Source organism: Bacillus sp. BS1807G30, assembly GCF_040047675.1.
Taxonomy (GTDB): Bacteria; Bacillota; Bacilli; order Bacillales; family Bacillaceae; genus Bacillus; species Bacillus altitudinis.
In genome coordinates this window covers 2,651,137-2,665,431 of record NZ_CP157353.1, presented here as the reverse complement: position 1 = coordinate 2,665,431, position 14,295 = coordinate 2,651,137, and the positions used below count along the sequence as shown (strand labels likewise).

The window sequence follows — 14,295 nt, the reverse complement described above, 5'->3', positions numbered from 1 at the left end:
AGATGAAGACCAATGACATTATCGATTGAAAAGGGATCACCGCTTGAGCATGCAGAGAAATTAGCACAAACAATAATGAAAGCGTATACACCGATTGAACTTCCGCCAGCTGGAAGGTGGCACTATCATCAAGGGGTTTTCCTTTGCGGAGTGATGAAGCTTTACGAAGCAACAGAAAACGAGGCGTACTTTGATTATGTGAAAAATTATGCAGACTCACTCATTGATGACCATGGGAATCTGTTATTCCGAAGAGACGAGCTTGATGCCATTCAAGCAGGGCTCATTTTATTCCCGCTGATTGAAAGAACGGGAGAGAAGCGGTATGTGAAGGCAGCAGAAAAGCTTCGGGGGCTTTACCTGACGCTGAATCGCACGTCTGAGGGCGGATTTTGGCATAAAGACAATTATGCCTATCAAATGTGGCTAGATGGTCTTTATATGGGTGGGCCTTTTGCTTTAAAGTATGCCCAGTTGACAGGAGAATCGGAGCTGGTGGACATGGTCATCCATCAAGAGCATCTCATGAGAAAGCATACCAAAGATGAAAAAACGGGCCTTTACTATCACGCATGGGATGAACGGAAAGTGATGCCATGGGCTGATCAACAGACGGGCTGTTCCCCAGAATTTTGGGCAAGATCCTTTGGCTGGTATGTCCTTGCGTTAGCCGATATGATCGAAGATTTGCCAGAAGGTCATGAAGGACGAAAATTGTGGAAGGACACACTGACAGATATGCTTGAAAGTGTAGCAAAGTATCAGGACGACGAAACAGGTCTATGGCATCAGATCATTGATAAAGGAAGTCATAGCGACAACTGGCTTGAAAGCTCAGGGTCATGTCTATTCATGTATGCGATGGCAAAAGCCATGAATGAAGGGTATGTCAGTCTTCGATATGTTGATCATGTGGTCAAAGCGTATCAAGGGTTGATTGAGTATAAAACGGAGGAAAAAGACAACGGCGATTTTACGGTGAACGACATTTGTATTGGAACATCTGCGGGTTTTTATAATTATTACGTCGGCAGAGAGCGGAGCACGAATGATTTGCATGGAGCAGGCGCTTTTATTATGGCGTTAACTGAACTAGAAAAGCTGTCTGTGTTTCAAAAGGTATGAGGCGGCATCAAAGGGCTGCGGCATGGCTCTTAAGTTTCATCGCTGCCTTTTATTTGTCCGCCTGTCAGGGGAAGACAGAGGGAATTGATGTCCTTATTTTTTCTGACATGTCAAAGGGAATGAAAGACCAATTAGTGGAGAAAGCTTTTCAGCCAAATCAGGAGACATACGACGTTCACATCTTCCCTGCAATTCCTGAAAAACTTCTTGTTGAAATTACTGCAAAAGAGGGGGACGTGATGTTTGTCCCGGAAGAAATGTTTAGAACATATGATGATCCTGAAAGCTTTCAGCTGCTTGAAGAGATGCGGGTAGATGGCGAAGGGGAAGGACCATATACGGTGGAAGATGCAAAGACGGGAAATACAGTCGATTATGCGGTCCAAATCAAGAAAGGAACGAAGCAGCTAAACGGCTATACCTTTCGATTACACCGAGATATGGTCGCCTTCATTCCTGTGTATGCGGAGAAATCTAAACAGGCACTGTCTCTCATGAAGCAGCTTCGTGAAAACCAATAGAAAAAGGGGTGGGGGAATGTGAAAAGGGTCGCCGTTTGCGGGCTCAGTCACCGTGCTTTCAATATGTTTATCAAACCGCTCACCGAGGATTTCAATGAGCATTACAGGATTACAGGGCTCTTAGATGTAGATGAGAAGCGGTATACACTGTGTCAGGAGCGTTTTCCATCACTAAGGGGCGTCTCATTTTTTCATGAGGATGCATTTGATCAGATGGTGAAGGAAGCAAGACCAGATATCGTCATTGTGGCGGGGCGAGATGATACACATGTCACATATATCCTGCAGGCACTGGATCATGATCTGGATGTCATAACGGAAAAGCCGATGGTCACAACAGCAAAAGACGCCAAACAGGTGATGGAAAAAGAGGCAGAAAGCAAAGGGAAGGTCACCGTCACCTTTAATTATCGCTACAATCCATTCCACAGAAAGATAAAAGAGCTCATTTTAGATGGAAAGATTGGAAGGGTCACGTCTGTTGAGTTAAGCTGGCTCATTGATACGTATCATGGAGCGAGTTATTTCAAAAGGTGGAACCGCTCGCGTCAATATTCTGGCGGACTGTCTATTCATAAATCGACCCATCATTTTGACTTGGTCAACTGGTGGATTGATCAAAAGCCGAAGCAAGTATTTGCCTATGGCGCACTGAATTATTATGGGAATGAAAGTCCTTGGAATCCTTTGCAGGGTGAAGGGAATCGATATTGCGGAACCTGTCATGTAAGAGATACCTGTCATTATGAAGCAAGGTGGAATCCGCGGGTAGAGCGTTCAAAGGTGGAGGATGACCATATTGAATCAGGTGAGCAGCAGTCAAAGCAATACTCGAATTATCGCCCGGATGCCTGTATTTTTGATCAAGAAATTGATATTGAGGATACATACGTGGCGTCAGTGGCTTATGATCAGGGAGCTTTGTTAAGTTACTCGATTCAATTTTCAGCGCCATATGAAGGCTACCGGCTTGCGATTAACGGGACGAAGGGACGGATTGAAACAAATGAGTTTCATGTGCCATCGAGAATCCCTTTTCAATTCCCTGAACAGACAATTGCATACTACCCGATGTTTGGTGGAAAAGAAACGATTGAAGTTGTGAAGCAATCAGGGGGTCATGGAGGTGGAGATCCGCTATTATTAGCAGATTTATTTTTAGGAAAAGATCCGCTCATTCCTTATGACATTTCGGCAGGAGCAGAGGCGGGTGCTTATTCCATTGCACTTGGCGAAGGCATGTGGCGATCAGTTGCAGAAAAACGCCCGATTGAAATAGAAGAATTGTTTCAAAAAGAGATGGTGTAACGAGAAAGAGAGGAGGGAAGAGAGATGGATCATGATGGATCAATGAGCAGAATGCTGCGCATGTGTGAGTGGGTGATGAGACTTGCCTATACGAATTTGTTATGGCTTTTGTTCACTTTACTTGGGCTTGGGATCTTTGGCTTTATGCCTGCAACAACAGCGTTATTTTCTGTGATGAGAAAGTGGATACAAGGGCATGAGCAAATGAGCGTCTTTCAAACCTTTTGGAAGGTATACCGCGAAGAATTTGTACGCTCTAATGTCATTGGAGTGGTGCTGGTCATCATCGGGACGATTATTTATGTAGACCTTGCTTATATTTATCCAACGAGTTGGTTTTTACACGTGCTTCGCTTTGCGATCTATATCTTTGGTTTTCTGTTTATTGTCAGCCTGTTTTATATCTTTCCGCTGCTGGCTCATTATGATTGGAAAAAGCGTCTTTATTTGAAATTTTCCCTTCTGCTTGGCATCTCGTATTTGCAATATACGCTCTCTATGCTCGTTTTCTCGGCTGTTCTCTTTATCCTATTTGCTTATTTGCCAGGGATCGTGCCGTTTTTTAGCATCAGCATTCTCGCATATGGCCACATGTGGCTAGCCTATCAAGTGTTTAAAAAGATAGAGTTTGAAAGCGAGCAGCCGGCAGTTGATGTGAAGAAACGATTCCCGTCTTTCCTTCAATCCAAGCGGGTGAATACGCAGTGATGTGTATGATTTGCTATAATGGTGTCACCGTGATTAAAAGGAGAGATGAGAGTCGTGTCAGTAAAAGAAATTTCAATAGAAGAATTAAAGCAAAAACTAGCGCAAGAAGAAGCCATTCAGCTCGTCGATGTGCGTGAGGATGAAGAGGTAGCAGAAGGCATGATTCCAGAGGCAGTCCATATTCGAATGGGGGATATTCCTGAGAAGCTAGATGCGTTTGATAAGACGCAAGAGTATTATATTATTTGCCGTTCTGGTAAACGCAGTGAGAATGTCTGCTATTTCTTAGAAGACCAAGGCTATCAAGCAACCAATGTCGTTGGCGGCATGCTTGCATGGACAGGAGAAACAAAACCGAAACTGTAAAAAGAAGTCCTTTCATCGACAAGATGGAAGGCTTTTTTTGTTCATATGTCCGTCTCTATTTGCATAAAAATAGAGTAGCAAGAGAAGGGAGAGTGGCATATGTGCTGAAGGTAGCTGTATTTGATGAAGAACACGAGAAAGATTTGCAAAGCGAAATCAATCTTTTTTTAAAAGGAATGGACGACGACCAAATTATTGACATCAAATACAATGTGGCGGTGATCTGTGAGCAAGGAGGAGAGCAGCTCTACTGTTTTTCAGCGCTCATTTTATATAAAAAATAAAAGGACCTGCTGAAGGGTCCTTTCAGCGTGTAGACAAACCCTCGCATTCGTTGTCAGTCCTGCGTGCTGGTGCTCACGAATGTGAAATTCGCTCCGCGCCAGTACTCGTCCTTCCTAGTCTGCAAAGGTTTTCTATCACGCTGAAAAGAAAAAGGGCTAAAATAAAGGTCCTTTTGCCATGATCAACTAGCATCAATATGTAAACGATGCTTTTTGCATTGAACGCATTGAAAGAGGTAGCCTTGCAAGTCTCCTCCGTTCACGAGCCATTGTTTCAAGTTCTCTTTTGTGAAATGTCCACCACTGCAAATCTCTTCAATATCCTCTGAGAGTTCTTCCTCTAAATGCTCAATCTCTTTCCATCCAACATACTGCACAATCGCGCAAAAATCCCCGCAATGGCTTAACCAATATTCCTGCTGCCATCCGCGGTAACCCGGCGTTCTGAAGATCAGTTCATCTATATATTCTTCATGATCGACGTCATCACAACTCACATCGTCTTGAAACATTCCATTATATGTTTGAGCAGCTGATCCATCTTTAATGCACCAAGGACAAATGCCAGAAACGTCTTCAACAGAATAAAAAGGACCATGATATACATAATCTCGTTCTTTCGCACAAACGGGGCATATCGTCTGCTCTTTTTTAATCACATGTAATGAAACTGGGTCTGGGTTGTACTTGAACGTAGGTAACGTCATATAAACCTCCATTATGTAGAAAAGTGATGATTCAACACTATTTTATCGGAATACGCGATGTCATGACAATCTTCAATTATTTCAACGAGAAAAAAAGCCGTTCGGATGAGGAACGACTTTTCTCTTGTGATGATTATGCTTTTTTTACTCTTGGACTTCTTGGTTTATTGTACTTATTTGCTTGTTTAATCGCTCTTCGTTCTTCATTTAATGATTTGTACAGGGATACAATCATTAAAATGATGACAACAGAGAACGGTAAAGCAGCGAGTTTGGCTGTGTTTTGCAAGGCCTGAAGACCGCCTGAAAATAAGAGCACTGCCGCTACTGCTGACTGGATAATACCCCAGCTGATCTTTACACTATTCGCTGGATTTAATGATCCATAGGTTGTCTGCATTCCGAGAACGAATGTAGCTGAGTCTGCTGATGTGATAAAGAATACCGCAATTAAAATCAGTGCCAGAATGGATGTAATCATGGCGAGTGGGTATTCATTTAAAACACCAAACAGCATCGTTTCAGTAGACATGTTTGCAACATCGACGATATTGTTCTGTTGTAAGTCCATTGCAGATACACCAAAGATCGAGAACCAAAGGAACACGAGGATGGAAGGAGCCACTAAGACACCAATTAAAAATTCTCGAATGGTTCTCCCGCGTGAAACCCTTGCAATAAAAATACCGACAAATGGCGACCAAGAGATCCACCATGCCCAATAGAAGATGGTCCATCCATTAATCCATTCTCTCTTTTCTGGATCATTTGGTGATAATCTAAAGCTCATCTGTACAATATTTGATAAGTATTGTCCGATTGAATCAGTAAATGAATTTAAAATATACACAGTTGGTCCAACAATGAGTAAAAAGAACATGAGTAAAGCAGCAAGAATCATGTTTGTGTTACTTAAATATTTAATCCCTTTACCAATACCGCTCCAAGCAGAGAGAAGGAACAGGACCGTGACGATTGCAATAATGATGAGCTGAGTCAGGAAGTTATTTGGAATTCCAAATAAATAGTTTAATCCGCCATTAATTTGTGCGGCACCTAGTCCTAAACTAGTAGCTACACCGACCACCGTTGCAAATACTGCGATGCAATCAATGGTTTTTCCAATCCATCCATGAATTCTGTTTCCGAATACTGGGTATAAGGTGGAACTGATTAATCCAGGTGCATCTTTTCTAAATTTAAAGTATGCAATGCAAAGGGCGACAATTGCATAAATGGCCCATGCATGAAGTCCCCAGTGGAAAAAGGTATAACGAAGGGAATCACGGAAGGCTTGTGCATTTTCCGTCTCGCCTGTTGGGGATTGAATGGCAAAGTGGCTGATCGGTTCAGCGGCTCCGTAAAAAACAAGCCCAATGCCCATTCCAGCACTAAACAGCATGGCGAACCAAGAAAAAAGACCAAATTCAGGCTCTTCACCTGGCTTTCCTAACGTAATTTTTCCGATAGGGCTAAAGATAAAGAATAGACAAAAGCCGACTAGCAGCGATACGACTAATAAATAATACCAGCCAAAGTCATTTGTAATGTATGTTTGAATTTGATCTGTCACATTTTGCAGCGTATCTGGAGAAAGGGCTCCCCATAGAACGGCAATAAATGTGATAGCAATCACAATCCAAAATACACTTGATACGTTTTTCACACCATCTCACTCTCCTGTTGTTCTACACGTTTAAGCAGAGGATTTAATTTAATATCCCCTGTCTCAACTATTTTCAAACAAAAAGAGGCGAGTTTCTCACTCGACCTCTATTTTACCGTAACATGTTTTCCTTCCATTTATCAACCATCGATATGTGAAGATGACTTTTCTTCAATTCGTTTGCGCAGACGGTAGACATATTCTTTTAAACAAACAGCGAAAATCGTAAACGCTAAAACAATGGCGACTTTTAACGGGGTAATGGACAGCTTCATAAAGAAAGCGGCTGTCAAACTAATGACAACTGCAAGGACAATCGGAAGTGCGCGTCTAATCATTGGAATCTCTCCTTTACTTCTAGTGCGGCATTCATGCCAGCTAACCTGCCTGTCACAAGTGCTGACGTAATATTGTAACCGCCTGTGTAACCGTGAATATCTAAAATTTCTCCGCAGAAATAAAGACCGTTCATTTTTTTGGATGCCATTTTCTTCGGTTCAATTTCTTTGACAGAAACGCCGCCTCCTGTAACAAAGGCTTTATCTAAAGAAAGCGTCCCATTTGCATGGACGATGAAATGTTTACAATCATGAGCAAAAGCGCGCAGTTTATCTTTAGCGAGACCAGAAAATGTCTCCTGCGGATCAATGCCATTTCGTTCTAAAAGGAACAATAAATAGCGCTCTTGCATCCAAGATTTCAGGACATTTTTAATGGCTTTTTTTGGTTCATCTTTTAGATCGCGATGAAGCTTTTGGAATAGCTCCTCGTCATTGAGCTTTGGGTATAAGTCAATTTGAAGACGGACGGCCGGTTGCTTTTTCAGTTCCTTCACAACAAATCCGCTGCATCTCAGAACGGCAGGACCTGATAAGCCAAAGTGTGTAAAGATCATATCCATGACATGAGTGACGACGGGTTTTCCTTTTTTATTTAAAACACTCACGGCCACACTTCTTAATGAAAGACCTTGAAGCACTTTGTCCTTAATAAAACGCTCGTCTGACGTGACGGGTACTTCTGTTGGGAAGAGCTCTGTAATGGTATGACCAGCGGCTTCTGCCCATGCATAGCCATCGCCAGTAGAGCCTGTATGCGGCACACTTTTCCCGCCAACAGCAATGACAACGGCATGACTTGAAATTTTTTCATCATTATTTGTAACAATTCCAGCTGCTTGTCCGTCTTGATACAGAACGGTTTTAATCTTTTCATTCGTTCGAATGGTCACATTGAGCACGCGGAGCCTATCTAATAGGGCATCCACAACAGATTGTGCTTTGTTTGAGACAGGGAACATACGTCCATGGTCTTCTTCTTTTAGTTCAATACCTAGATTTTCAAAGAACGAAATAATATCCTCGTTATTGAACTCAGAAAATGCACTATATAGAAAACGGCCGTTTCCGGGAATATGCTTGATGATTTCTTCTACTGGAAGGCGATTGGTCACATTGCAGCGTCCACCGCCAGAAATGGCGAGCTTTCTGCCAAGTTTGTTTCCTTTGTCAATTAACAGAACCGATGCACCGTGTTCTGCCGATGCAATCGCGGCCATCAGTCCAGAAGGTCCACCGCCAATGACAATGACATCATAATGTTTCATGTTACATTCCTCTTTCTACTTTCAGTCATTTCTCTATTATAACGAAGATTGGGGAAGGCTGAAATATGAATTGATTGGTTTTGTGACTTCTGTATTGGATTTGTTACCTGTGCGATGAAATGATGTGTTAAAATAGTTAAGTTGAATATTCATTAGAAAAATGGTGGTTAAGCGCATGTCTAATAAACTGCTTCGTGGTACGTTGGTTTTAACGATTGGGACTTATCTCTCTCGTATTCTTGGTATGATTTACTTAATTCCATTTAGCGCAATGGTCGGAGCGACTGGTGGTGCGCTATTCCAATATGGATACAATCAGTATACGATCTTTTTAAGTATTGCTACGCTCGGTTTTCCAACAGCGGTATCGAAATTCGTCTCTAAATATAATGCAATCGGCGATTATGAGACAACAAGAAAAATGTTCAGGGCGGGTATGTCGGTCATGCTTGTCACCGGTATTATCGCCTTTTCTATTTTATATTTGACCGCACCGATTTTCGCCAAGATTCAGCTTGGAGGATCGAATGAAACGGGCGGTTTGACGGTCGATCAAGTGGTTTATGTGATTCGGATGGTCAGTTTGGGTCTATTGGTTGTACCCATTATGAGTCTTGTGCGAGGGTTTTTCCAAGGGCACTCGATGATGGGCCCGACAGCTGTTTCCCAAGTCATCGAACAACTTGTCAGAATCATCTTCCTATTAACAGCGACGTTTATCATTTTAAAAGTGCTTGACGGTGGTCTTGTTATTGCGGTTGGTTATGCCACATTTGCCGCACTCATTGGTGCGTTTGGCGGTCTATTTACGCTTTATTTATATTGGCTGAAGCGGAAAGATCGACTTTTGGCAATGCAGCCGAATACAGGGGACTATTCTGGATTATCTTATAAGCAAATGTTTACAGAGCTGTTCAGTTATGCAGCACCCTATGTGTTTGTTGGGCTTGCCATTCCGATTTATTCTTATATTGATACAAATACAATTAACAGAGCGATGATTGCATCAGGACATCAGGATATTAGTACAGCGGTCCTGTCTATTGTGACGTTATATTTACCGAAGCTCGTCATGATTCCTGTGTCACTTGCAACTGCATTTGGTTTAACATTGATTCCAACCATTACGGAATCCTTTACAGCACGTAATTACAAGCTGTTAAATCGGCAAATTGATCAAACGATGCAGGTCATTCTATTCTTCGTTCTGCCTGCTTCATTTGGTATCTCGGCATTGGCTGGACCAGTTTATTGGTTTTTCTATCCATCTGTGCATCCTGAGATTGGAACTTCTATTTTGTTTTGGTATGCACCTGTTGCGTTATTGTTTTCTTTATTCACCATTAATGCAGCCATTTTACAAGGGATTAACAAACAAAAATTTGCGATCGTCAGTCTTTTGTTAGGGATTATCATTAAAACGGTTCTTAATATCCCGCTGATTAGCTGGCTGCAAGGAAACGGTTCTGTGCTTGCAACGGCATTAGGCTACAGTGCCTCGATTTTGTATATGTTCATCATGATCAAGCGCCATGCAGGCTATTCGTTCCGCAGGATTTTCAAACGGTTTATTTTAATTGGTATTTTAACGGCAATCATGGCTGTAGTGGCTTATGTGACATGTCAGCTTGTGAGTCAAGTCATTTCATATGAAGGTGGAATCGTACAAGCTGGTATTGTTATTTTGATTTCAATGATTACTGGCGGCGGTGTGTATATGTTCTTATCTTATAAAGTTGGATTGTTAGAGCGTGTACTTGGCAGCCGGATGCCGTCATTTTTAAGAAAAAAGAGTTAAGAAGAGGTGGAGAAGCATGAGGCTTGATAAATTGCTGGCCAATACCGGCTTTGGTTCAAGGAAAGATGTAAAGAAGCTGGTCAAGGCCCGGGCCGTCACAGTGAATGGAGAAGTGGCGAAGCAGGTGAAAGATCATGTCGATCCAACAAATGATGAAGTGCTCGTGCATGGAGAGCGTGTAGAGTATAAAGAATTCATTTATCTCATGATGAACAAGCCAGACGGTGTCATTTCAGCAACGGAGGATCTGCGAGATGAGACGGTTGTTGATCTACTAGAGCCAGAGGATATTGCAAGGGAGCCATTCCCTGTGGGGAGACTGGATAAGGATACAGTCGGTCTCCTCCTCCTTACAAATGACGGCCAGCTTGCTCATCAATTGCTATCTCCGAAAAAGCATGTCCCGAAAACGTATGAAGTTCATCTAAAATACCCGCTTGGAGATCAAGACATCACTCGTCTTGAAGAGGGAGTTGTGATTTTAGACGACTACCGGACGAAGCCGGCGAAGGTTGAAGTAGATGCCAACCAAGAGGCAGATACACGGATCCGTTTAACGATTACTGAAGGGAAATACCATCAAGTGAAGCTGATGGCACAAGCAGTGGGCAATGAAGTGATCTTTTTAAAACGGCTCTCGATGGGGGCTGTTTCATTAGACGAAGATTTGGCGCCAGGAGAATACCGTGAATTGACGGAGGAAGAGTTAGACAGCTTAATCAATCGTGATTAATATAGAGAAAATGAAAAGAACCGGCATATCGCCGGTTCTTTTTGTTATATGGAAGTTCATTATTCGCTTATGATGATATTTTTACTTTTTTTCTCGTTGTTTCCCATTTGCCTCTGCTTGGACTATGAACAAGATCGTTATAGGCAAGCACGTTTAAGTCTCTTTGGATGGTTCTAGGTGTGATCCCGAATTCATCAACCAGCTCTTGTGTCGTCACAAGACCTTTCTCTTGAATGAACATATAAACTGATTTTATTCGAGTCATCATACGGTTTGTTGAAGGTTTCAAAAAACCACTCCCTATCAATAAGATCGGATGGACTTGACTAACCACAACTTACTACACTAAAACTGCGACATAAGGACATGCAACAATGGTAAATGTTCGTGTTTCTTAATGTTTTATTCTATTATACACGTTATTATGCATCTAGTTCCACCAAAAAGTCAACTTTACGTGTTTTTAAACTTGTCTTCATGAATGAAATTATGTTATATATCATGATTTGAATCCGGTTACAACCCAATAAACACAAGGCGTATAAAGAAGTTTATCACTTAAGAAAGATCAAAAAATAAACACAGAAAATTTACAAAATAAAAAATCATTTATACAAAAAAGACACATTCAAATGAGAAATGTGTCTTTTTATTTTGGTTATCCTTCTAAGAAAAAGAGCTGCACGAAAAATAAGACGGCAAAAATGAGCACAAGAATATGCACTTCTTTCCATTTTCCTTTTGCCAGCTTCACAAGAGGATATGAAATAAATCCTAGTGAAATCCCAGTAGAGATGCTAGATGTCAGCGGCATGGAAAGAATCACAAGAAAAGCAGGAAATGCTTCGTCAAGCTCATTCCAGCGAATACGTGACACTGAATTCATCATCAAACAGCCGACAATGATTAAGACAGGTGAAGTGATGGACGGCAAAGACGAAATGGCTTGAACGAGTGGACCAAAAAACAAGGCCACAATAAACAATGCAGCAACGGTTAAAGAGGTCAGTCCAGTTCTTCCGCCAGCAGCAACTCCTGATGATGATTCAATGTAAGCTGTGGTTGGGCTTGTTCCAAACATTGAGCCAATTGTCGTCGCAGCAGAGTCAGCAAGTAAGGCTCTGCGTACTTTTGGGAGCTGACCATTTTTCATTAAACCTGCTTGTTCCGCAACCCCGATCATTGTTCCTGTTGTATCAAAAATCGTCACAAGTAAAAAGGAGAAGACAACAGCATACAAGTGATGGGAAAATACATCGCCAAACGCAGCGAATGGATTTGTAATCAGCATTCCTTCAGGCAGTGCTGGGGTATCCACTAGCACTTTAGGAAAATGAAGCTGGCCTGTTGCAAGTGCAATTAATGTGGTTGCTAACATGCCAATAAACAGCGCTCCATTCACTTGAAGAACCATTAATATGACAGAAATCATTAAACCAACGAGTGTCAAAATGACAACAGGTGAGCTTAAATTGCCAAGCTTCACAAGATTTTGTGGATCAGCAGTGATGATTCCAGACTGTCTTAGCCCAATGAATGCAATAAATAATCCGATACCTGCTGTAATCCCGTACTTTAAATTATCTGGAATCGCCTCAATGAGTTGTTTTCTAAGGGATGTTAACGATAAAATAATAAAGAGTATTCCAGCAACAAATACCGCACTAAATGCTGTTTGATAGCTGAGACCCCCACCACCGACAACAGTGACGGTGAAATAGACATTCAGCCCCATACCTGGTGCAATGGCAATTGGATAATTTGCAAAGAGTGCCATCCAGAGTGTACCGACAACAGCAGCGATAATGGTTGCAGTAAAGACTTGGTCAAAAGGAATGCCTGCATCTGAAAGGATTCCTGGATTGACGGCTACAATATATACCATCGTAAAAAATGTCGTCATACCAGCGAGTAATTCTTTCTTTATGTTGGTTTGGTTCTCTTTTAACTGAAACATAAAATCCTCCATTTACGAACATTATTACAAAACACTTAATATAATATTCGTTTTAAGGGTGGATTGCAACCTTTTTTCAAGGAGGAATGGAAAAATGAATTGGGAAGCAGAAGTCATACGAAAAAAAGACAGTTTGATTCAAGATACACAATCTTTTTTACAAATTGAAAGTGTCTTGGATGAAGAAGGCGGCACAGAAGGAAAACCGTTCGGTGAAAAAGTGGATGAGGCTCTTCAGTATATGCTCAAAAAAGGGCAGGACGAGGGCTTCAAAGTGAAAAATGTTGATGGTTATGCTGGTCATATTGAATATGGAGAAGGCGAAGACATCGTCGGTGTGCTATGCCATGTGGATGTCGTGCCTGCGGGTGACGACTGGACAACCCCACCATTTTCAGCGGACATAAGAGAAAATAAAATCTTTGCAAGAGGAGCCATTGATGATAAAGGGCCGACCATGGCGGCGTTTTACGCATTGAAAATGTTAAAAGATGCCGGTCTGCCGCTGTCGAAAAAGATTCGAATCATCATTGGCACAGATGAAGAAAGCGATTGGCGCTGCGTCGATCACTATTTCAAGCATGAGGCGATGCCACAAATTGGGTTTGCACCAGATGCTGATTTTCCAATTATTCATGCTGAAAAAGGGATCATAGATGCCATCGTATCCTTTACATACGAACAATCAGAAGAAAACAAGCGTTACATCCTCAAGCAATTCACATCAGGCATGCGTCTCAATATGGTCCCAGATGAGGCTCGCGCAATTGTGGCAGCAGCAAACGATCACGATGCTGAAGCATTAAAAACGGCTTTTACAGCCTATCTTGCGGAAAATCAGTTAACCGGTGAGGCAAACCATACAGCAGATGGACTGACATTCACATTAAAAGGTGTATCAGTTCATGCAATGGAGCCGGCGAATGGCACAAATGCGGGCATTCATATGGCGAATTTCTTATGTGCGCATGAATTAGATGAAAGAGGGCTCGCTTTTACATCACAAATAAATGCTTTATTTGATCAAGACACAAGAGGACAAAAACTCGGTATCGCTTGTAAGGATGATATTAGTGGTGACTTGACGTTGAATGTTGGTACAATCCGCTATTCGCAAAACGAAGAAGCGAAGCTTGGGCTGAATGTCCGCTATCCCGTAACTGCGGACGGTGAGGAAGTCAAAAAAGGGATTGAACGAATAAAAGGGGCAGCGATTGAGAAATTTGATGACAGTCCTCCTCATCACGTCTCAAAAGACCATCCACTTGTGAAAACATTACAGCGTGTCTACGAAGAACAAACAGGAGATCCTGCCCATCTTATTGCAATTGGGGGAGGAACGTATGCAAGGTCATTAGAAGCAGGTGTTGCTTTTGGCCCTCTATTCCCTGGAAGACCTGATTGCGCACACCAAAAGGATGAATATATCGAAATCGATGATTTACTACGAGCAACTGCGCTATATGCACAAGCCATGTATGAATTGGCGAAATAAGAAAGAAAAGAGAAGAGGGGA

At 42.0% G+C, this 14,295-nt stretch carries 15 protein-coding genes; 9 read left to right on the top strand and 6 right to left on the bottom strand.

Features of this window, described 5'->3' with window-relative positions; all coding sequences use genetic code 11:
• Positions 1-12: 12 nt before the first annotated feature.
• The 6 genes from ABG082_RS13690 (at position 13) to ABG082_RS13665 (ending at position 4,312) form a co-directional block, all read left to right on the top strand.
• Positions 13-1,125, top strand: a complete 1,113-nt coding sequence (locus tag ABG082_RS13690) for a glycoside hydrolase family 105 protein (RefSeq protein ID WP_046344260.1) — start codon at positions 13-15, stop codon at positions 1,123-1,125.
• The gene (locus ABG082_RS13685) at positions 1,122-1,646 is read left to right on the top strand and encodes a lipoprotein YteS (protein WP_270111644.1); all 525 of its coding nucleotides are present in this window, start codon (positions 1,122-1,124) and stop codon (positions 1,644-1,646) included. Before ABG082_RS13690 ends, ABG082_RS13685 begins: the two co-directional genes overlap by 4 nt.
• Positions 1,647-1,664: 18 nt before the next feature.
• A complete protein-coding gene (locus ABG082_RS13680; RefSeq protein ID WP_282833729.1) occupies positions 1,665-2,954 on the top strand; it encodes a Gfo/Idh/MocA family oxidoreductase in 1,290 nt (429 codons plus the stop codon).
• Between the two features lie 24 nt (positions 2,955-2,978).
• The gene (locus tag ABG082_RS13675) at positions 2,979-3,662 is read left to right on the top strand and encodes a YesL family protein (protein ID WP_046344254.1); all 684 of its coding nucleotides are present in this window, start codon (positions 2,979-2,981) and stop codon (positions 3,660-3,662) included.
• Positions 3,663-3,716: 54 nt separating this feature from the next.
• Positions 3,717-4,028: a rhodanese-like domain-containing protein gene (locus tag ABG082_RS13670; RefSeq protein WP_008343023.1), complete on the top strand. Its 312-nt coding sequence runs from the start codon at positions 3,717-3,719 to the stop codon at positions 4,026-4,028.
• 101 nt (positions 4,029-4,129) lie between these two features.
• Positions 4,130-4,312: a sporulation protein Cse60 gene (locus ABG082_RS13665; RefSeq protein ID WP_003217582.1), complete on the top strand. Its 183-nt coding sequence runs from the start codon at positions 4,130-4,132 to the stop codon at positions 4,310-4,312.
• Between the two features lie 182 nt (positions 4,313-4,494).
• Here the strand turns inward: ABG082_RS13665 and ABG082_RS13660 are convergent, their stop codons facing one another.
• From ABG082_RS13660 to ABG082_RS13645, 4 genes are all read right to left on the bottom strand, one after another.
• Positions 4,495-5,019 carry a CbrC family protein gene (locus ABG082_RS13660; RefSeq protein ID WP_046344252.1) on the bottom strand — a complete coding sequence of 175 codons (525 nt, stop codon included), beginning with the start codon at positions 5,017-5,019 and terminating at the stop codon, positions 4,495-4,497.
• A gap of 133 nt (positions 5,020-5,152) precedes the next feature.
• On the bottom strand, positions 5,153-6,685 hold the full coding sequence (locus ABG082_RS13655; RefSeq protein WP_019743704.1) for a BCCT family transporter: 1,533 nt from the start codon (positions 6,683-6,685) through the stop codon (positions 5,153-5,155).
• Between the two features lie 140 nt (positions 6,686-6,825).
• Positions 6,826-7,023 (bottom strand): hypothetical protein, encoded by a 198-nt coding sequence (locus tag ABG082_RS13650; RefSeq protein ID WP_019743705.1) that lies wholly within the window; start codon positions 7,021-7,023, stop codon positions 6,826-6,828.
• Positions 7,020-8,291 carry an NAD(P)/FAD-dependent oxidoreductase gene (locus tag ABG082_RS13645; protein ID WP_019743706.1) on the bottom strand — a complete coding sequence of 424 codons (1,272 nt, stop codon included), beginning with the start codon at positions 8,289-8,291 and terminating at the stop codon, positions 7,020-7,022. Before ABG082_RS13645 ends, ABG082_RS13650 begins: the two co-directional genes overlap by 4 nt.
• 175 nt (positions 8,292-8,466) lie before the next feature.
• Here ABG082_RS13645 and ABG082_RS13640 point away from each other — a divergent pair, with 175 nt between their 5' ends.
• Together ABG082_RS13640 and ABG082_RS13635 are read left to right on the top strand one after the other, a co-directional pair.
• On the top strand, positions 8,467-10,089 hold the full coding sequence (locus ABG082_RS13640) for a polysaccharide biosynthesis protein (protein ID WP_019743707.1): 1,623 nt from the start codon (positions 8,467-8,469) through the stop codon (positions 10,087-10,089).
• 16 nt (positions 10,090-10,105) lie between these two features.
• On the top strand, positions 10,106-10,822 hold the full coding sequence (locus ABG082_RS13635) for a pseudouridine synthase (RefSeq protein ID WP_017367874.1): 717 nt from the start codon (positions 10,106-10,108) through the stop codon (positions 10,820-10,822).
• 67 nt (positions 10,823-10,889) lie between these two features.
• Here the strand turns inward: ABG082_RS13635 and ABG082_RS13630 are convergent, their stop codons facing one another.
• Positions 10,890-11,111, bottom strand: coding sequence for a DeoR family transcriptional regulator (locus ABG082_RS13630; protein WP_008356419.1), 222 nt, complete (start codon positions 11,109-11,111; stop codon positions 10,890-10,892).
• 369 nt (positions 11,112-11,480) lie between these two features.
• A complete protein-coding gene (locus ABG082_RS13625; protein WP_017358329.1) occupies positions 11,481-12,779 on the bottom strand; it encodes an NCS2 family permease in 1,299 nt (432 codons plus the stop codon).
• Positions 12,780-12,873: 94 nt separating this feature from the next.
• Between ABG082_RS13625 and pepV the strand changes: the two genes are divergently transcribed.
• On the top strand, positions 12,874-14,274 hold the full coding sequence (pepV, locus tag ABG082_RS13620) for a dipeptidase PepV (protein WP_061419946.1): 1,401 nt from the start codon (positions 12,874-12,876) through the stop codon (positions 14,272-14,274).
• Positions 14,275-14,295 lie beyond the last annotated feature (21 nt).